The sequence below is a fragment of the Sinomicrobium sp. genome (assembly GCA_029266035.1).
Taxonomy (GTDB): domain Bacteria; phylum Bacteroidota; class Bacteroidia; order Flavobacteriales; family Flavobacteriaceae; genus Sinomicrobium.
Genome location: JAJUFH010000015.1, coordinates 22535 through 44920 on the forward strand (window position 1 = coordinate 22535; position 22386 = coordinate 44920).

Here is a 22386-nt window from a genome sequence, read left to right on the forward strand (position 1 = left end):
AGACTATTCAACATTCTACCACATGTGAATCCCTCGATTTATAACCTCTGATCTTTTCAAATCTCTAAAAAAAACACTTTCTTTGTAAGTCGCCCTTTCACAAACCGGATACAGCTTCGGAAAAGCTTCCTTAAAAGAGATTTTTATGAGTCAAGTAACCCTAAAAGATATAGCTTCTATACTCGGAGTTTCGGTAACCACCGTTTCTAAGGCACTCAAGGATTATCCCGATATCAGCAACGACACCAAACACGCCGTGAGGCTGCTTGCTGAAAAACTGAATTACAAACCCAATATTCACGCGGTTACCCTGAGGAGTAATCAGTCTAAAACTATCGGAGCTATTCTTCCGAAAATAGATCACCCGTTTTTTGCGGAAGCCATAACAGGAATCATCTCGGAAGCCAATGTACACGGTTATCAGGTGATTATTTTATTTTCTGACGAATCGATCACTACTGAAGAGCAGCAAGTAGATCTTTTACTGGAAAAAAGAGTTGACGGTATTTTGATGTCTTTGGCCAACGAAACCAACCGCTTCGACCACCTACACAAAATCATCAAAAACCAAGTACCCTTAGTACTCTTCGACAAAATAACCCGACAAGTCAACTGTTCAAAGGTTATTATAGACGATGAAAAAGCGGCCTACAAAGCGGTAAGCCACATGATAAAAACCGGATGTCGCAATATTGGTATTCTCTCCGGGCCAGAATTTCCCAGCAACTACAATTCCCGTCTCAAAGGTTATCTCAGAGCTCTCGAAGAGCACGAAATAACACAGGACGACACCAAAATATGCCGCTGTGATCACCTCAGCATTGAAGAAGGTCGGAGCAATACAGAAACCCTACTGAAAAACCATCCGGAAATCGACGGTATATTTTGCATCACAGACCATATAGCACTGGGCAGCATCTCTTATCTCAACGACAAGGGTATATCCATACCGGATCAAATATCTGTAATGGGCTTTAGCAACTGGATGATTACACCCTACATAAAACCACATCTTTCTACGGTAGACCAACCCAGTATACAAATGGGAAAGGAATCGGCTTCTCTACTTATCGATGAGATTGATAAAAAACACAAAAAACAGCCGGTGGAATTCTACGAGGTCAAGCTACAAACTCATCTGGTACTTCGAGAAACGACTATCGGGGACGCGGAGGTGAGGTGACGCGGAGAGGCGGTGACGCGGAGAAGCGGTGACTTGGAGATGGGGTGATGTCTTTAAGTTTTTTTGATAAATTGGATATTTCGTTTCAAACCTTCAAATTTGGTTCGTTTTACGGCAGATTTTCGAAAGATCTCGCGGAAGATGTCTTCGGTGATATCTTCCCAATCGGCACTACTCATTCTTAGGAGATCGGGATGCGGATCAAACAGGGGTTCGCGGTGTGGCTTTGAAAAGCGATTCCAGGGGCAGACATCCTGACATATATCGCACCCAAATATCCAGTCGTCAAACTTTCCGTTAAACTCTTCTGGTATACTCCCTTTGAGTTCTATGGTAAAATATGAAATACACTTACTTCCATCTACCACCATAGGTGCTGTGATGGCTTGAGTAGGACAGGCGTCTATACAGGCGGTACAACTCCCGCAGTGATCTGTGGCTATGCTGTCGTTGTAGTCCAACTCAAGGTCTAATATCAATTCGGCTATAAAAAAGAAAGATCCGGCCTTTTTGGTTATCAGATTGCTGTTCTTTCCTATCCATCCCAAACCTGCTCTAGTAGCCCAAGCTCTGTCCAACACTGGGGCTGAATCTACAAATGCACGACCGTTTACCTCTCCTATCTCTTCACGGATAAATTCGAGCAATTGTTTGAGCTTGTCTTTTATCACAAAATGATAATCCCTTCCGTAAGCGTATTTGGAGATCTTCGGGCTACCGGGATCACTTTGCTTGTGTTCCGGAAAATAATTCAAGGTGAGTGATATTACGGTGCGTGCTCCTTCTACTAGTAATCGCGGATCTAGTCGTTTGTCGAAATGGTTTTCCATATAGCTCATTTCGCCGTGCATTTGCTGTCGGAGCCACGCCTCCAATCGCGGGGCTTCATCTTCGAGAAATTCGGCTCGCGACACGCCACAAGACATAAAACCGAGGCGATGGGCCTCTTCTTTGATGAGTTTGGTGTATTTTTCCGTATTGTTTATGCTCATGCCGGTGTGGTTATGGCAAAAAATCTTTTCACATTAAAACAAGCCGCCCTGTATACCTCCTTGTGATCTTCCGAGGTGCTTATACGCGGCTTCTGTAACTTCACGCCCTCTTGGAGTCCTCACAATAAAGCCTTGTTGAATAAGAAAAGGTTCATAAACTTCTTCTATGGTTTCGGCACTTTCAGAAACTGCGGTAGCAAGGGTGGTAATCCCGACCGGGCCTCCTTTAAACTTATCGATAATGGTGGCCAGTATTTTGTTGTCCATCTCATCTAGCCCATGTGCATCCACATGAAGTGCATTGAGACCAAAGCGAGCAATTTCTATATCGATACGGCCATTCCCTTTGATCTGAGCAAAATCTCGTATTCTTCGCAGCAGTGCATTGGCTATACGAGGGGTACCCCTACTCCTACCGGCAATCTCTATGGCGGCTTCCATAGTTATAGGCGTTTTCAGTATATGGGCACTGCGTTCCACGATGGTCGACAACAGTTCGGTGGTGTAGTACTGCAACCTGCTGGAAATGCCAAAACGCGCCCTCATGGGCGATGTGAGCAATCCGGAACGGGTTGTAGCGCCTACAAGTGTAAAAGGGTTTAGATTTATCTGTACCGTACGGGCATTGGGACCACTTTCGATCATGATATCGATCTTGAAGTCTTCCATAGCCGAATAGAGGTATTCTTCTACCACCGGACTCAGTCGGTGAATCTCATCTATAAAGAGCACATCCCTTTCTTCCAAATTGGTGAGCAGACCAGCCAGATCTCCGGGCTTATCCAAAACAGGGCCGGAGGTAATCTTTATACCCACCCCGAGTTCGTTTGCTAGGATATGAGCCAGTGTAGTTTTTCCGAGACCGGGAGGACCGTGAAACAGGGTATGGTCGAGGGCATCGCCTCGAAGATTTGCAGCTTTTACAAATACCTGAAGATTTTCCAATACCTGTGCCTGTCCGGTAAAATCGTCGAAAGAGAGCGGCCGTAGCGTCTTTTCGATGTCTATTTCTTCCGATGACAAATGTTCGCCTGTAGGATCTAAATACTCATTCATACAATACAAAGATATGTAATCAAATGCTATATACCGGGTTGCAGCTTATATGAAATCGGACAAATGTTTTTCTCTTTCTGTCTGCAGCTGCTTTGACTGACCTTAAAATGCCAATTTATCCATCCATAAACTGGCACAACACCACATCAGGTGTATAAAAAAATCGTAACTTACCACTATCGTTACACAATGAATAGCTGCAGCACTATGAATACTGAAAAACACACTTCAGGTATCAGCAAGTACATCCCTTTTCTCTATGTTATCTGGGCCGACGACCTGCTGTCGGCCTCGGAAATAGCTGTTTTTAAAAAAGCGGTTGAACGCGACAGTCTTACGGAAGCTGAAAGTTCACTGCTGAACTCCTGGCTCCAACCGGACCATCCTCCTAAAGACGAGCTCATCGCCTCTTGGAAACAACAGATAGATGGCTCCGGAATAAAACTGGTTGAAAGCGATACTTATCCCCTTACTTCTTTTAGCATGAAACTGTCGCAAACCGATGACAGCGAAGGGGAGACCCCCGATGAAAATCTCAAATTCATCGAAATAAATCTCGGAATTCAACCCAATCACTACAGGCATCTGTTTGATGTGCAACGCCAGAGATCGTCTGTGGCCGATTTCTACGACCCTGGACAAATAGATCTGCTCCTCAAAGGAGAGCACACCTCTCAAATAGACGTCTTCAGAGAATTTCTCTCCGACCCTATCTTTAGTTGGGAGATCTCTACAGAGAAGGATCGTTTTCGGATGAAGGTATTGGAACAAGTAAAGCATCTGGCGACAAAAGGATACGGCGCTATGGCTTATGACAAAGCATATGGAGGAATCGGAAATATGCCCGCCTATGCCGGTATTTTTGAAAACCTGATGTTTGTTAGCGGTAGCCTTACCGTTAAATTTGGAGTGCAATTCGGACTCTTCGGTGGCAGTATTCAAAACCTAGGCACAAAAAAGCACCACGACCGTTGGTTGCGATCTGCCGGAGAGGCAAAAACACTTGGATGCTTTGCTATGACCGAAACCCGACACGGATCTAATGTAAGGGGAATTAAAACTACAGCTACCTATATCGAAGAGACCGACAGTATAATAATTGACACCCCTGGAGAAAACGACAATAAGGAATACATAGGCAACGCTCTTCACGCTGAAATGGCCACTGTGTTTGCACAACTTATTGTAAATGGCATCAACCAAGGAGTTCACGCCGTATTGGTCAGAATTCGAGACGATAAGGGCAAATTGATGCCCGGAGTTCGCATCGAAGACAACGGTGATAAACTCGGACTAAACGGGGTAGACAACGGCAAGATATGGTTTAAGAATGTAAGTGTACCGAGAGAAAACCTGCTCAACCGTTTTGGAGATATAGACGAAAACGGAAAATACACCTCTGCCATAGACAACCCTAACAAGCGTTTTTTTACCATGTTGGGTACCTTGGTTGGCGGAAGGATATGTGTGGCCAAAGGAGCGGTAGGCGGCGCCAAGATGGCCTTGGCCATAGCCGTGAAATACGCCTTGCAACGCCGACAGTTTAACAGTGGAGAGAAGGTTCAAGAAGACCTAATCATGGACTATCCCTCTCACCAGTTACGACTTATTCCGTCTATTGCTCAGAGCTATGTATACCATTTTACTCTAGAACAAATGATACGCGATTACACGGCCTCATCTGAAGCTTCGAGGAGAAAGGTAGAAACCCAGGCAGCGGCATTAAAAGCACTGATTACCGATTTTGCCAACAAGGCAATACAGGAATGTCGAGAAGCCTGTGGTGGCAAGGGGTATCTGACAGAAAACCGCATTGCCGATTTAAAGAACGACGTAGATATATTTACCACATTTGAAGGTGACAATACAGTATTACTACAACTCGCAGCCAAAGGAGTACTTACCGATTTCACCTCAGAATTTAACAGCGACAGTTATGGAGATCTCCTAAAACTTGCAGGACAACAACTCAGCGATCGGCTGACTACTTTCAATCCGCTGTTTACCAATAACACAGATAAAGAACACCTGTTTGACCCAGACTTTCAACTCGAAGCCCTTCGGTATCGCGTAAGGCGGCTCACTTTTAGCGCGGCTTCGAGGATAAGGCGTTATGCTAAAAAGGGAATACCGCCACAACAGCTTTCCTTGAAGATACAGACACATCTTATACAGCTGGGAAAAGCCTATGGAATTGCGCTTTCTTATGAGATATTCTCCGATTTCGTAAACCGTATCGACCATGATAAGATGCAGTTTCTATTCCGAAAACTCGGATCTTTATACGCTCTCTATCACATTCATTCGAACGCTGCTTGGTATCTTGAACACGGTTATATAAGTGGCAATAAATCGAAAGCCATAAGACAGCGGGTAGAACGACTGTGTACTGAGCTCCGCCCTCATGTTGTATCACTTGTAGACGGTTATGGTATACCTGAATATTGTATAACAGCACCTATCAGTAAGCCGTAAAATAGCAAGAATTAAAAAAGGCCCTTAACCGGGCCTTTTTTATATTTTATAGAGAGTTTCTAGTGATTGAGTTCTTCCTCACCCTCTTGCAAGGGCACGTTTTGCGGAACGTAATCTTGTCCAGCAATCACGTACTCACCGTTCTCTTTGGTTTTACTGTAGTCGTATGACCATCGGTGTACCTCTGGTATTTCACCAGGCCAGTTTCCGTGTAGGTGTTCAACAGGCGTTGTCCACTCCAAGGTATTAGATTTCCAAGGATTTTGAGTAGCCTTCTCACCGTAGAAGATACTGTGGAATAAATTGTACAAGAAAACTACTTGAGCCAACCCTGCGAGAAGTGCAAACACCGTCATCACCACGTTGATATCCATCAAATCGTCAAAAATAGGGAAGTTTGTATTGGTATAGTATCGTCTTGGCAATCCGGCCATTCCTACAAAGTGCATGGGGAAGAAAATACCATATGCCGAAATTGCCGTGAGCCAGAAGTGTATATATCCCAAATTTTTGTTCATCATTCTTCCAAACATCTTAGGGAACCAGTGATAAACTCCTGCGAGGAAACCGTATACCGCTACCACACCCATAACAAGGTGGAAGTGAGCTACCACGAAATAGGTATCGTGAACGTTGATATCGAGCGTACTATCTCCCAGAATAATTCCGGTAAGTCCTCCTGAAATAAAGGTAGACACCAGTCCTATAGAAAACAGCATAGCCGGGTTCATCTGAAGGTTACCCTTCCACAGCGTTGTGATATAGTTAAATGCTTTAACCGCCGAAGGTATTGCAATAAGCAATGTTGTAAAGGTAAACACAGATCCCAAGAAAGGGTTCATTCCCGAAACGAACATATGGTGCCCCCAAACTATGGTAGACAAGAATGCAATAGCCAATATAGAGGCGACCATAGCGCGGTATCCGAAAATAGGTTTACGCGAATTGGTAGCAATAATCTCTGAGGTGATACCGAGAGAAGGCAACAGTACGATATATACTTCGGGGTGACCCAGGAACCAGAAAAGGTGTTCAAACAATACGGGAGACCCTCCGTGGTAGTGCAATACTTCTCCTTGGATAAAGATATCTGAAAGGAAGAAAGAAGTACCAAAACTACGGTCCATAATAAGAAGCAAAGCGGCGGACAGCAATACAGGGAAAGAAACCACCCCTATGATAGCTGTTACAAACAAAGCCCATACTGTAAGCGGAAGTCTGGTCATAGACATCCCCTTTGTTCTCAAGTTGAGTACAGTAACAATATAATTCAGTGATCCTAAGAGGGACGATGCGATAAAGATAGCCAGTGATATGAGCCACATCGTCATTCCCAGACCCGAACCACCTTGTGCTTGAGGCAGTGCACTAAGTGGAGGGTAAATCGTCCACCCAGCTGCGGCAGGACCAGCTTCTACAAATATGGAAGCGACCATAATGACAGAAGAGATAAAAAACAGCCAGTACGATATCATATTCATAAAACCTGAGGCCATATCTCTCGCACCGATTTGCAACGGAATTAGCAGGTTACTAAAAGTACCACTCAATCCGGCAGTAAGTACAAAAAACACCATAATCGTACCGTGAATAGTTACCAGTGCGAGGTAAATATTCGGATCCATAACTCCCTCTGGCGCCCATTTTCCGAGAAGTACCTCAAAAATGGCAAAGGACTCTCCCGGCCATGCGAGTTGCATGCGGAACAACATAGACATTACAATACCGATTATCCCCATAAATATCCCAGTAAAGAGATACTGCTTGGAGATCATCTTGTGATCATAACTGAATATGTACTTAGAAATAAAGTTCTGTTTATGATGATGCCCGTGATCTTGTGTGTGATCGTCTGCGTGTGCTGTTGCTGACATAATCTTATTGCTAATCGTTATCGTTACTGTTACTTTCTAATCAATGACTTTTTCTGTACTATCTCTCAGTTCCAGCTACAGTTTCTGAAAAAGTCTTTTGTTCCTTCATCCATGCGTTGAACTCCTCTTCTGTTTCGACTACAATCTTCATTTGCATATTGTAGTGCGAAGTTCCGCAAATTTTATTACATATTAAAAGATAGTCGAACTCCCAATTGTCGAGGTCCTCTCCTTTAGCTCTTCTTTCTGCCCTCAATTCGTTGATGTGCTTAACCTTAGCTTGAACATCCGGATTCTCTCGCATTTCTGCTGTAGTAATAGTAGGTGTAAATGCGAACTGTGTTATCATACCAGGAACACAGTTCATCTGTGCCCTAAAGTGAGGCATATAAGCAGAGTGCAATACATCTTGCGAACGCATTTTAAACAACACCTTTCTACCTACAGGTAAGTGGATTTCGGTAGTAGACACTACATCGTCCATACCGTTGGGATCGGATGAATCAATACCCAGTATATTTTGTCCGTCGTAATCGTTGAGAAAGCGCACATTGGCATCACCCAAAACATTGTCTGCACCGGCATATCTCGCTTTCCAGTTAAACTGTTGAGCGTACAATTCAACAACCAGAGGATCTTCGTCTTCATCGACATTCATAATGGTTGTCCAAGTGTACAAACCGAAAAGGATAAGTCCGGCAAGAGTAATAACAGGAATAATAGTCCAGATAAATTCGAGCTTATCATTATCTGCATAAAACAAGGCTTTTCTTCCCTCTTTCCCGTGATATTTATATGCGAAATAATGCAGTAATGTCTGCGTAATAATCTGAACTGTAAAGATAAGAACCAAAGATATGGTCATCAGCAAATCAAAATCCTTACCGTGTTCAGACGCGGCTTCTGGCAGTAACACTCCTCCCCATTTCCACAGGCAAAAGATAGTAAGTACATACAGAAAACCCAGAAAGGCAAACATGAGATACCCGTTGAGCTTGTTGTCTTTATCATTAGCTATTTGGGTATTTTTTACTCCAATCTGTGAAAACTCAAATATCTTAGTCATCTGCCACACAGCAATGGCGACTAGTATAAGTACAATTATGGTTAATAAAGCAGTCATTTTACTATCTCCTGTTTACTTAATTTCTTCTTTATTTATTAATAATGAAAGTGTCGGCTCTCTTCTATATACGGATTCCTCTTCGGCACCAGCGGAGCCTTTGTAAGCGCCGTAAACACCACATAGATAAACAATCCGAGGAAGAATAACACTCCTCCAATCTCAGCTACCCCGATAAACCACTGATCACCTACAGTTGCCGGCATAACCATATTATAAACATCTAGGTAATGCCCGATGAGTACCACTATCCCGGTCATCACTACAAACCAATTCAGACGCTTGTAATCACTGTTCATAAGCACCAGTACTGGGAAGAGGAAATTGAGTACTACCATACCGAAGAACGGCAGTGCGTAATCTTCTATCCTCGTGATAAAGTAAGTAACCTCTTCTGGTATATTAGAATACCATATCAGCATGAACTGTGAAAACCAAAGGTAAGTCCAGAAGATACTAATCCCAAACATAAACTTAGCCAAATCGTGAATGTGGCTGTCGTTTACTTCCTCTAAGAATCCTCTCGATTTCAAATAAATGGCAATCAGTGCTATTGTAGTAATTCCAGATACAAACATACTTGCAAAAACATACCATCCAAACAGTGTACTGTACCAGTGCGGATCCAGGCTCATTATCCAATCCCAAGACATCATAGACTCCGACACCAAGAAAAACACTAGGAATCCAGCTGATATCCTGAAGTTCTTCCTATAATTACTATTGTCTTCTGCAGTGTCTTGTGCAAGGGAGAATTTTCTTGAAAAATGCCTATATGCCGCCCATCCTGCAATATAAATTATCGCTCTTATCAAAAAGAATGGCAGATTGAGGTAACCCGATTTTCCTTGTATAAGCTCATCGTGAGCAGCTACCTCTGGATCCATCCACACAAATAGGTGGTTCATATGAACACCCGAAAGCACTAGGATTACAAATACCAAGATAGTTCCCGGAACCAGGTAGGCTGTGATACCCTCCATAACCCTAAACAATAGAGGAGACCATCCAGCTTGTGAAACAATTTGAATGGCGTAAAAGGCCAAAGTACCGAGTGCAATCATCATAAAGAAGAAAGCTGCTACATACAATGCCGACCATGGCTTGTTCTGTAATTGGTGTAACAAATGTTCGTCGTGCGAAGCATCGTGATGCTCTTCATGTGCCCGTGCAACTTCGCCGTGGTCATCGCCGTGATGGGCATCGGCCACTATAGCCTTTGCCTGTTCTACTGTGGCAGGAGCAGACAGAAAGCCGTATCCCAGACCGAGAACACCTACAATCATTAGCACAAATGCAGACAGCCTTAATTTGTTTGAAAACGTGTACATATCCTGAAAATTCTCTTTATTTCAAATTCTGTTTTGTATACCCAGTTCCGAATTTGGCATAGCCATATCAAACTTTCGGCACCGCTATATACCTGATCTAGTTTTATTTAGTCAAATTCTCTTTGAGCTGTTCTACATACATCACTACTTCCCAGCGTTCCTTTTCATTGAGCTGCACAGCATACGATCCCATAGAGTTTAATCCGTAATAAATCACGTGATATATACTCCCTTCGGTAATCTCTCTATCTGCATAGCTCGGAATACCTAAAAACTTCTCACGTTCTGCCAAAGGTCCCATACCGTCACCCTTATCGCCGTGACAGATGGCACAGTATATCCCGTAAAGTTCTTTTCCATTTGCCACATACTTGTCATAAGAAAGAGAATCGGCCGCGAGAGGATTTTTCAGTTCTGCCATAGCCAATTCCTTCCCTTCGGTGGTATTTTCATAATCGTATGGCATCCATCCTCGATTTACAGTATGTTCAGCTGGCAATTGTGCTTCTACACCGTTTTTAAAACCATCAGCTTCCTGATAAGGTTCATAGGCTACCGATTCATACATATTGGGAAAATACTGGTAATTAGGTCTGGACTTATCAAAACAAGAGGTCATGATCGCAGCCACACCAAGTGTTATTCCTATTTTTACAAAGCTCTTCATTGAAACAATATTTACGTTGTGGGTTTCACACAGGTCTTATTTACCTTTACACCTGTTGTTTTCCCTGCTAATGCTTTTCTGAAACTTTAACTTCAACTGCACCTGTATCTCTCAACAAGGCAGATAATTCTTCTTCATTTCCACTCAAGGCCACTTCCATCAGGAAATGGTCGTCTGTAGTTCTCACATCTGGGTTCTCTGCCTTCTTAGTTGGCCAAAGTTTACTTCTCATATAAAAAGTGATCACCATTAAGTGAGCTGCAAAAAACACGGTCAACTCAAACATAATCGGCACAAAAGAAGGCATATTTTCCAGAAAGCTAAAACTCGGCTTTCCCCCTATATTTTGAGGCCAGTCTTCAATCATGATGAAATTCATCATCAACACAGCTACAGTAAGACCTATACATCCGTATATAAAAGATGCAATTGCTATACGTGTAGGTGCTAGCCCCATAGCCTTATCAAGACCGTGAACTGGAAATGGCGTATATATTTCCTCTATGTGATGATGTGCGGCTTTAACCTTCTTTACTGCTCCCAGCAGTACGTCATCATCAGTATAAATAGCCTGAATTACTTTATTGCTCATGATCGCCGTCTCTTAATTTTTTATACTTTTCACCCGAAGATTTCATAATAGTCTTCACTTCTGCCTGCGCAATGACAGGGAATGTTCTCGAATAAAGCAGGAACAACACGAAGAAGAAGCCTATGGTTCCGACAAAAATTCCTATATCTACAAAAGTTGGAGAGAACATAGTCCAAGAAGAAGGTAGGTAATCTCTATGAAGCGAAGTCACAATAATTACGAAACGCTCAAACCACATCCCAATGTTTACCACTATAGAAATAACAAAGGAGAACATAATACTTCTACGCAATTTTTTAAACCACATAAACTGAGGTGAGAACACATTACAGCTCATCATCATCCAGTAGGCCCATGCGTAAGGTCCGGTCGCTCTATTCAAGAACGCATACTGTTCGTACTCTACTCCGGAATACCATGCGATAAACAACTCGGTAATATAGGCGCATCCAACTATAGAACCCGTAATCATAATAACGAGATTCATCAATTCTATATGTTGCAAAGTGATATAGTCTTCAAGACTCACTACTTTCCTCATAATGATAAGCAGGGTATTTACCATTGCAAATCCGGAGAACACCGCCCCTGCAACGAAGTAAGGAGGGAAGATGGTAGTGTGCCATCCCGGAATTACCGAGGTAGCAAAGTCAAACGATACGATAGTGTGTACCGACAGTACCAAAGGTGTAGCCAATCCGGCGAGTACCAGAGACACCTCTTCAAAACGCTGCCAGTCTTTTGCACGTCCGCTCCATCCGAAGCTGAGCAAGCTGTATATTTTTTTCTGGAATGGCTTTACAGCTCTATCGCGTATCATAGCAAAGTCAGGTAACAAACCTGTCCACCAAAACACCAGCGATACCGACAGATAAGTAGAAATCGCAAACACGTCCCACAAGAGTGGAGAGTTAAAGTTAACCCAAAGTGATCCGAACTGGTTTGGAATAGGCACCACCCAGTATCCCAGCCATGGGCGCCCCATGTGTATTACAGGGAACAACCCTGCCTGTACCACAGAAAATATGGTCATAGCCTCAGCCGAGCGGTTGATCGCCATTCTCCATTTCTGACGGAACAGCAACAACACAGCGGAAATCAGTGTTCCTGCGTGACCGATACCTACCCACCAAACGAAGTTGGTAATATCCCAAGCCCAACCAACGGTTTTATTGAGCCCCCAGGCACCGATCCCGGTAGAAATGGTATAAATTATACATCCCAGCCCCCAGAGAAAGGCTATCAAAGCGATAGAAAAAACAATCCACCACTGCTTGTTTGCCCTGCCTTCAACTGGCCTGGCAACATCAACCGAAACATCGTGATAACTTTTATCTCCGAGTACCAGGGGTTTACGTATAGGTGCTTCGTAATGCGACGCCATCTTACTATTTTAATTTTATTACTCTTTTACTTACTGTTAGTGCATTTCTGTCGGCCTTTTCTTTGCCGGCAGGCTTACTACTTACTTATGCTTCTTCTGTATTTCTCACCTTAACCTGATAGAACACATTTGGTTTAGTTCCTATATGCTCCAGAAGGTGATACATTCTATCGTCTTGTTTCAGAGCTACTACCGTATCCTCTTCATTGTTTACATCGCCAAACACCATAGCACCGCTACCACAGGCTGCAGAACAAGCTGTTTGGAATTCATCTTTGCGAACTGCTCTTCCTTCTCTCTTGGCATCCAGTATGGTTTTTTGAGTCATCTGAATACAAAGTGAACATTTCTCCATTACCCCTCTCGAACGCACTACTACATCAGGATTCAGAACCATCCTTCCGAGATCGTCGTTCATATGGTAGTCAAACTCGTCGTTGTTGTTGTACAAGAACCAGTTAAAGCGTCTCACTTTATACGGACAGTTGTTCGCACAGTAGCGAGTACCCACACATCGGTTGTAAGCCATGTGGTTCTGACCTTGACGACCGTGAGAGGTAGCTGCAACAGGACAAACTGTTTCACAAGGAGCGTGATTACAGTGCTGACACATTACCGGTTGGAAAGCCACTTGCGGATTCTCGGCAGCTATTTCCAATTCCAAGAATGTGTCCTTAGCTCCTTTGGGCAATTCGTCTTTCATCACATTATCTTCCCCAAAGGTATCTTCAGAAGAATAGTAGCGGTCGATACGCAGCCAGTGCATATCTCTCGACTTTCTAATCTCGTCTTTCCCTACTACCGGCACATTGTTTTCGGCGTGACACGCAATCACACAAGCCCCACAACCTGTACAGGCATTCAGGTCGATCGCCAAGTTAAAGTGATGTCCTATAGAAGTGTCAAAATCATTCCAAAGGTTCGCATTAGAAGCCTCAACTTCTTGGTGATTGAGCGACACTACTGGAGCTATATTCCACTCGGCAGCATCTTTAGTATTAAATATTTCGAGAGTGGTTTCTTTTACAATATCACCACGTCCCATCAAGGTATTGTGCAGCTGTACACAAGCAAACTCATGTTCACCAGCAGCCTTTTCAATAGTAACCGCTTGTACAGCATTAAAATTCTCATACAATTTATAGGCGTTGACTCCAACTTGCATTTCAGATTTCAAGCCTTCTTTTTTACCGTATCCGAAAGAAAGCCCTATAGAGCCTCGAGCCTGACCCGGCTGAATAAGCACCGGCACTTTTTCGATAGTAACACCATTTACTGTGATATTAGCGTAGCTACCGTTGAGTCCACCATTGGCCACATGCCTGTTACTAAATCCTAAAGCATCGGCATCTGCGCGAGATACGGTAATATAGTTGTCCCAAGACACTCTCGTGATAGGATCGGGAAACTCTTGCAACCAAGGGTTATTGGCTTGTTGTCCGTCACCCATTCCCGTTTTAGGATACAAAGTGAGTTCGAAATCACTTCCAGTTGCAGAAGCCAATCGTCTAACTGCAGCGTTTATATCGGTTGTAGTAGCCGTAATCTCTTCCGCTTCGTTTTCGGATGTAGATGATGTTTCTACATTGGTCACTGTAGCTGTAGCTGCAACAAAGACACCGTCGTGAAGAGCCTTGTTCCAAGATTGTCCTCCTAGAACATCATCTTCCCAGTATGCCTTTATATAATCGTAATACGTCTTGTCTTCTCCGAGCCACTTCAAAAGCGCGTCTTGCAACTGTCTCGTGTCAAACAACGGACGAATAGCGGGCTGCATAAGACTGTAATGACCTTGCTTCATCTCTACATCACCCCAAGATTCCAAATAATGCGGTGCAGCTGCGATATACTGGGCAGCTATTGCGGTTTCATCTTCCTTCATAGAGAAAGCCACAGAAAGTCCAACACTATTCAACCCCTCAGCAAATCCGGCAGCGTCGTGCAGTGTATAAAGCGGATTTACACCACTTGTGATAAGTGCCCCTACTCTTCCCGCTTTCATATCTTGTATAAGCTGAGTAACGGCAGCTGTATTCCCCTGGCGAAGTAATCTAGGAGATTTTACATCGGAAACTACACTTCCGAGCAACTCGTTAATTTTCAACACCAGCAACTGAGCATCTACATCATCTATACCTGTAATCACTACCGCATTTTTACCCACTTTTCTAAGTTGGGCAGCAGCAGCTTTAACAGCTTCATCGGCTTGTTCAGGAAGATCGCCAGAAACAGAAGCTCCACTCAAATATCCGTACAATTTAGCCAAAGCCACTTTTTGTTGAGTGGGCTTCAACGGAACTCTTTTATCGGCATTTGCGCCGCTAAGCGACATATTAGCTTCAAACTGTATATGTCGCGACATTTTTCCATTAGTCGGTATTCTCTTAGCCGCATATCCGGTATCGAAACCTCCTCCGTGCCAATCTCCCAGAAAATCGGCAGCAAAAGACACTATAAGATCGGCTTTAGAGAAATCGTAATCTGCAAGAGCTCTTTTACCATATTTGGCAGCAAAGGCTTCTAATGCAGCATTTTCTGAGATAGCGTCATACTGAACGTGCTTTACGTTGCCGTACTTTTCAGCAAATTCAGCTATCAGTTTGTTTGTAGAAGGACTGGCATAGGTTTGTGTCAACAATACAATCTGCTTACCACTCGCTTTAGCAGCATTTAGACCTGCAATAACTTTTTGATCCAGATCGTCCCAACTTATATACTCACCACCAGACTTAGGCCCTTGCACTCTCATCTTGTCGTAAAGAGAAAGCACAGAAGCGTTTACCCTGGCATTTGGAGACCCCATAAACGAAGCATCGCCATTAGCCTCTATTTTTATCGGGCGTCCCTCACGTGTTTTTACCAACACACTGGCAAAATCAAAACCATCAGCTATGGTAGTTGCATAGTAGTTTGCAACACCTGGGCGAATCTGCTCCGGCTGCACCACATAAGGTATAGCCTTTTTCACAGGCCCTTCACAGGCGACTAGTGTAGCGGCAGCAGTACTAAATCCAACGTATTTGAGAAAATCCCTTCGTGACGTAGAAGAGTTTTGGAGATTTTCCTTATCCCCTAAAAATTCGTCTACAGGTATCTCCTCAACAAACTCATTCTGTTTAAGTGTCTCTACTACAGAATTGTTTTCATCCAATTCTTCGACACTCTTCCAGTATTTTCTGTTTGACGCCATGTCTTATATATAATTAACTCTTTTTAACAATAAAGGCACAGTACACTGTACCCGTGATTTTTATTTAATAGTGGCACTTACCGCACTCCAGAGCTCCCATTTGTGCAGCTGTAAGTTTTTCCACTCCATATTTCTTAGACAACTCTTCGTGTATCTTCTCGTAATACTCGTTACCCTCCATACGAACATCGGTAGTTCGGTGACATTCTACACACCATCCCATGGTAAGTGGAGAATACTGGCTCACCACTTCCATTTCCTCTATAGGTCCGTGACACTTTTGACACTCCAATCCAGCCACAGTAACGTGCTGAGAGTGATTAAAGTAAACGAAATCTGGAAGGTTGTGTATTTTAACCCATTTTACCGGTTTGGTCTCTCCGGTATAGGCCTGATTTTGCACATCCCAACCAACAGCTTCGTACAATTTTTGGATTTCGCCATCGTAAAATGCCTTGCTGTGCTCTGCGGTAGCTGTTTCCGGTGCAACCTCCATAATATTCTTATGACAGTTCATACACACGTTGAGCGAGGGTATTCCTGAAGTTTTTGAAACCCTTGCAGAAGAGTGACAATACTTACAGTCTATCTCGTTATCTCCGGCATGTATACGGTGTGAGAAGTGTATAGGCTGTACCGGCTCATACCCTTGATCTACCCCTACCTGCATCAAATAGCCATACACAAAATAAGCTGACACCAACAGCAAGAAAATCACAGAAACAAGCACTAAGAACTGGTTTTTGGCAAAAGCTTTCCACAGCGGTAATCTGGCCTCGCCCTCTCCAGGCAACTCAACCCCCTTGGCTTGAGCTATATTCTTTAAAGCCTTGTTTACCAGTACCAACATGACGACCAGCATACCAAAAACGAGGATCAGCGCCACAAGCACCACCTCGTTCGAAATACCAGAAGACTCTACCGCCACAGCTTGACCTGCCGCCTCACCCTGTGGGGCTACTGCAGGAGCAGGTGGATTCTCGGTATAAGCCAGAATATCATCTATATCCTGCTCAGACAGCTGCGGGAAAGTATTCATCGCAGCACCGTTAAACTCCTCAAAAATAGCTATCGCATCAGGATCTCCAGATTTTCGAAGGGCCACATTATTCTTAATCCACGCGTGCAACCACTCTCTGTCGCGCTCCTTAGTAATACCAGCAAGCGCAGGACCAGTCATTCTCTGATCCAATTTATGACAGGCAGCACAGTTGGAGTTAAACAACTGTTTCCCTCGATCAGGGTCACCTTCTTGTCCAAAAAGAGTTGTGGAAAACGCCAGCAGAATTGCCAGACCAATACTTAGAATCCTTGAAACAGAATTGCGGTGTATCACCTCTTTCATATCCATATTGTGTATTATCTCTCCTTTATTTCGCCTGTTTTTTTCGACGGAAGTCAACAAAAAAACACAGGCTCTTAAAATCCGATGACAAAAGTACAATATACTCTCCATTTAGGACATGACCACCCTACTATAATAGATAATTTATATTAGTTCTAAATAATATTAACTGTGAGATTTCAAACGAATAAATTACTTTTGCACAAAACCGTATTCATTATGAGATTTTTATCCCGACAAAACATTTTTAGCTGTCTGTCACTTTTGCTGATCTCCCTTACGACATCTTATGCCCAAGAAGGGAAAATTAATATCAAACAAGACGCCAAAGTTGAGAAACTTCTTACGGCAAGAATGGAGCTCAACCAAGACGACAGCGCCGACGAGCGTTATCGCATTCAGATTTACAACGGCAATTTGGAAGGAGCTACAAAGGAACAATCCAATTTTAAGAAGAGTTTCGACATCGACTGCGATATCGCATTCAAGACTCCAACATACCGCGTTTATGCCGGAAAATTCAGGACCCGTCTTGAGGCAGACCGACATCTGATAAAAATTAAACGCGAATATCCCAGCGCTTTTATTATAACACCTTAGCTCGAGTGGTTTGGGGTTTGGAGTTTGTTGTTTGCTGTTTGTTGTTTGTAGTTCGTAGTTTTAAAAACAACTCAACTCCTCCCTTTAGACAAAGGGAGGTGGCATGACGGAGGGTTTTGAAAACCCAAACGATTGTATATTTCCCAAACGTTTAAGATAAAACAGCAATGTTTCGGGCTTGTCAAAACTCCCTGTCCAGCGAAGCTGTCTACCCCTCCCCGCCTGCCGGCGGGCAGGTTTGTCTAAAGAGGGGAGTTTTTTTATGCTAAAGATGCTTTATCTTGGGTGGTGAATCTCTCCACTTCGGTCGATATAACAGTGGCTGTCAAAGCGAATACGCTAAAAACAAAAAGGGCTGTCTCTCATCGAAAGACAGCCCTTTTTTATCTCAACGCAACCCTTATTTCAGGCGCTTTTTCACTTCCACTTCACGGAACGATTCTATTATATCTCCTTCCTTGATGTCGTTGTAATTCTTGATTTGCATTCCACAGTCATAGCCCTTCGACACCTCTTTGACATCGTCTTTAAAGCGTTTGAGAGAGCTCAACTCACCGGTAAAGATAACCACTCCGTCACGAATAAGACGAATACCGGAGTTCCTGTATATCTTACCATCGGTAACCATACAACCTGCGATAGTACCTATTTTCGAAATCTTAAATGTTTCGCGAATCTCGGCAGTTCCTGTAATTTCCTCTTTCAATTCAGGAGACAACATTCCTTCCATTGCATCCTTAAGGTCGTTAATCGCGTCGTATATGATCGAATAGCTCCGTATATCTATTTCCTCCTTATCGGCTACAGAGCGTGCATTACCCATCGGCCTTACGTTAAATCCGATAATAATAGCATCTGATGCTGAAGCGAGCAAGACATCCGATTCGGTAATCGGACCTACAGCCTTGTGTATAATATTGATTTGTATCTCTTCGGTTGAAAGCTTTTGGAAAGAGTCGGTAAGTGCTTCTACCGAACCATCCACATCTCCTTTGAGAATGATATTGAGCTCTTTAAAGTCGCCCAATGCAATACGTCTTCCAATCTCGTCGAGTGTAATATGCCGCTGTGTTCGCACGCTTTGTTCTCGTTGCAATTGCGTTCTCTTAGTCGCGATCTGCTTTGCCTCTTTTTCGTCCTCAAAAACGTGAAATTTATCTCCCGCCTGAGGTGCGCCATCGAGTCCGAGTATAGATATAGGCGTTGATGGCCCGGCTTCTTTAACAGATTTTCCTCTTTCGTCTTGCATGGCTTTTACCTTACCACTATGCCTTCCGGCAAGCACGTAATCGCCTATGCGAAGTGTACCTCCTTGAACCAATATGGTAGCCACATATCCTCGTCCTTTGTCGAGAAAAGCTTCTACTACTGTACCGCTAGCTATCTTGTCGGGATTGGCCTTAAGCTCGAGAATCTCAGCTTCAAGCAATACTTTTTCGAGCAATTCATTAACTCCTTGCCCCGTTTTTGCAGAAATATCTTGCGACTGTATTTTACCTCCCCAGTCCTCCACGAGAAGGTTCATCGATGCCAGTCGTTCTTTAATTTTATCGGGACTTGCAGTGGGTTTATCCACCTTGTTTATCGCAAATACAATGGGAATTCCCGCTGCCTGGGCGTGACTGATAGCCTCTTTGGTTTGAGGCATCACATCGTCGTCGGCCGCAATCACGATAATGGCGAGGTCGGTAACCTGTGCACCCCTGGCTCGCATGGCAGTAAACGCCTCGTGCCCCGGTGTATCTAGAAAAGTGATTTTTTGTCCGTCAGGAAGCACCACACCATAAGCACCGATGTGCTGGGTAATTCCTCCACTTTCACCGGCTATCACATTTTCGTGTCGGATATAATCCAGAAGTGAAGTTTTTCCGTGGTCTACGTGTCCCATAACGGTTACAACTGGCCCTCTCGGTTTCAATTCCTCCGGACGATCTTCTTCATCTACAATCGCCTCTTCGATATCTGCAGTCACGAACTCCACCTCATATCCAAACTCGTCGGCCACAATACTGAGTGTCTCAGCATCCAAGCGCTGGTTCATAGTCACCATGATTCCGAGCGACATACAGGCTGATATAATACTGGTTGTAGGGATATCCATCATGGTAGCCACCTCTGCCACAGTAACGAATTCCGTCACTTTCAGCACCTTGCTTTCCAGCTCTTGCTGTGCAAGGTCTTCGGCAGATTTCTGGCGGTGTATATCTCTCTTTTCCCTTCGGTATTTGGCTCCCTTAGATTTATTGGTTTTCCCTTGGAGTTTTTCCAAGGTTTCTCTTACCTGTTTTTGTACTTCTTCCTCGCTGGGTTCAACCTTATCAGCGACAGGTTTTCTTCCTTTTCTCTTCTGGTTTGCTCCGTTTTGTCTGTTGTTTCCAACATTCCCCCCTCCGGGGCTTTCCTTACTTATTCTCTTGCGTTTTCGCTTGCGGTCTGTATTCCCCGGCTTGTTGTCATTACCATTAGCTCCTTGTCCTGCTGGCTTCTTCTTCTTAGGCCTCTCGAACTTGGAGAGATCTATTTTCTCTCCGGTTACTTTCGGACCTGAAAGCTTTTGGTACTGCGTTTTAAGCTGTTCGCTTTCCACTTCCTCATCCTGAACGATAACCTTGTGAGTCACCTTTTCTTCTGTAGCTTTTTCCACAACCTCTTGCACCGGCTTATCATCTTCATCCTCAACTAATTCCTTTTTTACTGAAACTTCGGAAGCATCTTCTTCACTCTTATCCACAGTGTCAGAAGACACTTCTTTCACCTCTACCTCCACTTCTTTTTCAGCGGGTTTTTGCTCATCAGCTTTGGGTGTTTCAACCACAGGAGTATCTGGCTCTTTCGCATCGCTGTTTTCGTCGGCATCTGCGACAGTTTCACCCTTCTTCTGGTCGAGATCTATTTTTCCGACTGTCTTAGGTCCGGTAATCTTCGCTTTAGCCTTAATGACCTCTTGCCTTTCCTGTTCCTGACGCCTTAATTCTTGTTCGCGTTCGAGTTCCTGACGAATAGCTTCCTTCTCCTTTCGCTTCTCTTCTCCCACTTCCTTAGAAGCCACTTTTTTACTCTTATCCGTCTGAAACTCTTCCAAAAGCACCTGATATACCTCACCTGAAATTTTGGTAGTGGGCCTGGCTTCCACTTCATATCCTTTGGAAGACAGGTATTCCACTGCTCTGTCCAGTGAAATGTTCAGTTCTCTCAACACTTTATTAAGCCTCAATGTTGCGTTTTCAGCCATAAATATTTTTTTAATCCTCTTATTTTAATTCGACGCGATTAAAGCGATATTACACATAATGCCAGGATAACAACCACTTTGGCATACATTCAATCAAAGCCCGGAAATCAATCTTCAAACTCTTCTTTGAGGATACGCTTCACCTCCAAAATAGTCTCTTCCTCCAGGTCGGTACGCTTTAACAGGTCTTCTACATCTTGATCGAGCACACTCCTTGCGGTATCGAGTCCGATCTTTTTAAATTCATCAATTACCCACTGCTCAATTTCATCGGCAAACTCTGTGAGCTCCACATCTTCTTCCACACCTTCTCTAAACACATCGATCTCATAGCCCGTTAAGAATCCGGCGAGCCTGATGTTATATCCTCCTTTTCCGATAGCCTTGGACACTTCTTCCGGTTTAAGTATTACCTCTGCCCTTTTGTTCTCTTCATCGAGATTGATAGAGGTAACTCTTGCCGGACTCAACGCCCTGCTGATAAACAACTGTGGATTGCCCGTATAGTTGATCACATCTATATTCTCATTGCCGAGTTCTCTCACTATACCGTGTATTCTCGAACCTTTCATTCCCACACAAGCTCCTACGGGGTCTATCCTGTCGTCATAGGAATCTACTGCTACCTTAGCTTTCTCTCCCGGAATCCTCACCACCTTCTTAATTGAAATCAATCCGTCAAACACCTCTGGTATCTCTTGTTCAAAGAGTTTTTCCAGAAAATCAGGTGATGTCCTAGACATGATAATGGTCGGCTTACTCCCCTTGAGCTCCACATTTTCAATGATACCTCTCACGTTCTCTCCCTTGCGGAAAAAGTCGGAAGGAATCTGTTTTTCTTTAGGCAACACTATCTCATTACCCTCATCGTCTAGCAAAATAACGGCTTTATGGCGAATATGATGTACTTCTGCGGTATAAATTTCACCAATAAGATCCTTAAACTGCTTGTATATGGTTGTATTGTCGTGTTCGTGAATCTTGGATATAAGATTTTGACGCAGCGCTAAAATAGCTCTTCTTCCCAGATCTACCAACTTTACTTCCTCTGAAACATCTTCTCCCACCTCAAAGTCGGGCTCTATCTTCCGCGCATCAGTAAGTGAAATTTCCTGATTGGGGTCTTCAACTTCATCGTCTGCAACAACCACCCTGTTTCTCCATATCTCAAGGTCTCCCTTATCCGGGTTGATGATAATGTCAAAATTGTCATCTGAACCGAATTTCTTTTTCAACGCATTCCTAAAAACTTCCTCCAGGATTGCCATCAAGGTCACACGATCTATGAGCTTATCATCCTTAAACTCTGAAAATGAATCGATCAATGCAAGATTTTCCATGT

15 protein-coding genes are annotated in these 22386 nt (G+C 43.6%); 3 read left to right on the forward strand and 12 right to left on the reverse strand.

Annotation, left to right across the window (positions count from 1 at the left end; all coding sequences use genetic code 11):
* The first annotated feature begins 145 nt into the window (after positions 1-145).
* Positions 146-1183 (forward strand): LacI family DNA-binding transcriptional regulator, encoded by a 1038-nt coding sequence (locus ACYZZR_RS08505; protein ID WP_461533577.1) that lies wholly within the window; start codon positions 146-148, stop codon positions 1181-1183.
* 53 nt (positions 1184-1236) lie between these two features.
* Here the strand turns inward: ACYZZR_RS08505 and queG are convergent, their stop codons facing one another.
* Both queG and ruvB read right to left on the reverse strand, forming a co-directional pair.
* Positions 1237-2175: a tRNA epoxyqueuosine(34) reductase QueG gene (gene queG / locus ACYZZR_RS08510; RefSeq protein WP_461533578.1), complete on the reverse strand. Its 939-nt coding sequence runs from the start codon at positions 2173-2175 to the stop codon at positions 1237-1239.
* 33 nt (positions 2176-2208) lie between these two features.
* The gene (gene ruvB, locus ACYZZR_RS08515; protein ID WP_461533579.1) at positions 2209-3231 is read right to left on the reverse strand and encodes a Holliday junction branch migration DNA helicase RuvB; all 1023 of its coding nucleotides are present in this window, start codon (positions 3229-3231) and stop codon (positions 2209-2211) included.
* Positions 3232-3438: 207 nt separating this feature from the next.
* On the opposite strand from ruvB, the gene ACYZZR_RS08520 reads away from it, so the two are divergent.
* Complete coding sequence (locus ACYZZR_RS08520; RefSeq protein ID WP_461533580.1) at positions 3439-5706, forward strand: acyl-CoA dehydrogenase family protein; 2268 nt, start codon at positions 3439-3441, stop codon at positions 5704-5706.
* 59 nt (positions 5707-5765) lie between these two features.
* Here ACYZZR_RS08520 and ACYZZR_RS08525 read toward each other — a convergent pair whose 3' ends face one another.
* The 8 genes from ACYZZR_RS08525 to ACYZZR_RS08560 form a co-directional block, all read right to left on the reverse strand.
* Complete coding sequence (locus ACYZZR_RS08525; RefSeq protein WP_461533581.1) at positions 5766-7580, reverse strand: cytochrome c oxidase subunit I; 1815 nt, start codon at positions 7578-7580, stop codon at positions 5766-5768.
* 58 nt (positions 7581-7638) lie between these two features.
* Positions 7639-8703, reverse strand: coding sequence for a cytochrome c oxidase subunit II (locus ACYZZR_RS08530; RefSeq protein WP_461533582.1), 1065 nt, complete (start codon positions 8701-8703; stop codon positions 7639-7641).
* A 38-nt stretch (positions 8704-8741) separates the two neighbouring features.
* Positions 8742-10034 carry a quinol:cytochrome C oxidoreductase gene (locus tag ACYZZR_RS08535; protein ID WP_461533583.1) on the reverse strand — a complete coding sequence of 431 codons (1293 nt, stop codon included), beginning with the start codon at positions 10032-10034 and terminating at the stop codon, positions 8742-8744.
* A gap of 103 nt (positions 10035-10137) precedes the next feature.
* Entirely contained in the window at positions 10138-10701 is a 564-nt protein-coding gene (locus ACYZZR_RS08540) for a c-type cytochrome (RefSeq protein ID WP_461533584.1), read from the reverse strand.
* 67 nt (positions 10702-10768) lie between these two features.
* Complete coding sequence (locus tag ACYZZR_RS08545; protein ID WP_461533585.1) at positions 10769-11293, reverse strand: DUF3341 domain-containing protein; 525 nt, start codon at positions 11291-11293, stop codon at positions 10769-10771.
* Positions 11283-12677, reverse strand: coding sequence for an NrfD/PsrC family molybdoenzyme membrane anchor subunit (gene nrfD / locus ACYZZR_RS08550; RefSeq protein WP_461533586.1), 1395 nt, complete (start codon positions 12675-12677; stop codon positions 11283-11285). The genes ACYZZR_RS08545 and nrfD overlap by 11 nt, the downstream gene beginning before the upstream one ends.
* Positions 12678-12762: 85 nt before the next feature.
* Entirely contained in the window at positions 12763-15867 is a 3105-nt protein-coding gene (locus ACYZZR_RS08555) for a TAT-variant-translocated molybdopterin oxidoreductase (protein WP_461533587.1), read from the reverse strand.
* A gap of 64 nt (positions 15868-15931) precedes the next feature.
* On the reverse strand, positions 15932-17212 hold the full coding sequence (locus ACYZZR_RS08560; protein WP_461533588.1) for a c-type cytochrome: 1281 nt from the start codon (positions 17210-17212) through the stop codon (positions 15932-15934).
* 219 nt (positions 17213-17431) lie between these two features.
* Between ACYZZR_RS08560 and ACYZZR_RS08565 the strand changes: the two genes are divergently transcribed.
* Positions 17432-17812, forward strand: coding sequence for an SPOR domain-containing protein (locus ACYZZR_RS08565; RefSeq protein ID WP_461533589.1), 381 nt, complete (start codon positions 17432-17434; stop codon positions 17810-17812).
* A 400-nt stretch (positions 17813-18212) separates the two neighbouring features.
* Here ACYZZR_RS08565 and infB read toward each other — a convergent pair whose 3' ends face one another.
* Both infB and nusA read right to left on the reverse strand, forming a co-directional pair.
* The gene (infB, locus tag ACYZZR_RS08570; protein ID WP_461533590.1) at positions 18213-21044 is read right to left on the reverse strand and encodes a translation initiation factor IF-2; all 2832 of its coding nucleotides are present in this window, start codon (positions 21042-21044) and stop codon (positions 18213-18215) included.
* Positions 21045-21151: 107 nt separating this feature from the next.
* Entirely contained in the window at positions 21152-22384 is a 1233-nt protein-coding gene (gene nusA, locus ACYZZR_RS08575; protein WP_461533591.1) for a transcription termination factor NusA, read from the reverse strand.
* Between the last annotated feature and the right edge of the window lie 2 nt (positions 22385-22386).

What these genes read in the sequence shown, in the direction of transcription:
- ACYZZR_RS08555 (WP_461533587.1), bottom strand. Translation starts at nt 15,867, where the DNA reads ATGGCGTCAAACAGAAAATACTGGAAGAGTGTCGAAGAATTGGATGAA.
- nusA (WP_461533591.1), bottom strand. Translation starts at nt 22,384, where the DNA reads ATGGAAAATCTTGCATTGATCGATTCATTTTCAGAGTTTAAGGATGAT.
- ACYZZR_RS08525 (WP_461533581.1), bottom strand. Translation starts at nt 7,580, where the DNA reads ATGTCAGCAACAGCACACGCAGACGATCACACACAAGATCACGGGCAT.
- ACYZZR_RS08560 (WP_461533588.1), bottom strand. Translation starts at nt 17,212, where the DNA reads ATGAAAGAGGTGATACACCGCAATTCTGTTTCAAGGATTCTAAGTATT.
- ACYZZR_RS08565 (WP_461533589.1), top strand. Translation starts at nt 17,432, where the DNA reads ATGAGATTTTTATCCCGACAAAACATTTTTAGCTGTCTGTCACTTTTG.
- ACYZZR_RS08540 (WP_461533584.1), bottom strand. Translation starts at nt 10,701, where the DNA reads ATGAAGAGCTTTGTAAAAATAGGAATAACACTTGGTGTGGCTGCGATC.
- ACYZZR_RS08530 (WP_461533582.1), bottom strand. Translation starts at nt 8,703, where the DNA reads ATGACTGCTTTATTAACCATAATTGTACTTATACTAGTCGCCATTGCT.
- nrfD (WP_461533586.1), bottom strand. Translation starts at nt 12,677, where the DNA reads ATGGCGTCGCATTACGAAGCACCTATACGTAAACCCCTGGTACTCGGA.
- infB (WP_461533590.1), bottom strand. Translation starts at nt 21,044, where the DNA reads ATGGCTGAAAACGCAACATTGAGGCTTAATAAAGTGTTGAGAGAACTG.
- ACYZZR_RS08505 (WP_461533577.1), top strand. Translation starts at nt 146, where the DNA reads ATGAGTCAAGTAACCCTAAAAGATATAGCTTCTATACTCGGAGTTTCG.
- ACYZZR_RS08535 (WP_461533583.1), bottom strand. Translation starts at nt 10,034, where the DNA reads ATGTACACGTTTTCAAACAAATTAAGGCTGTCTGCATTTGTGCTAATG.
- ruvB (WP_461533579.1), bottom strand. Translation starts at nt 3,231, where the DNA reads ATGAATGAGTATTTAGATCCTACAGGCGAACATTTGTCATCGGAAGAA.
- ACYZZR_RS08545 (WP_461533585.1), bottom strand. Translation starts at nt 11,293, where the DNA reads ATGAGCAATAAAGTAATTCAGGCTATTTATACTGATGATGACGTACTG.
- queG (WP_461533578.1), bottom strand. Translation starts at nt 2,175, where the DNA reads ATGAGCATAAACAATACGGAAAAATACACCAAACTCATCAAAGAAGAG.
- ACYZZR_RS08520 (WP_461533580.1), top strand. Translation starts at nt 3,439, where the DNA reads ATGAATACTGAAAAACACACTTCAGGTATCAGCAAGTACATCCCTTTT.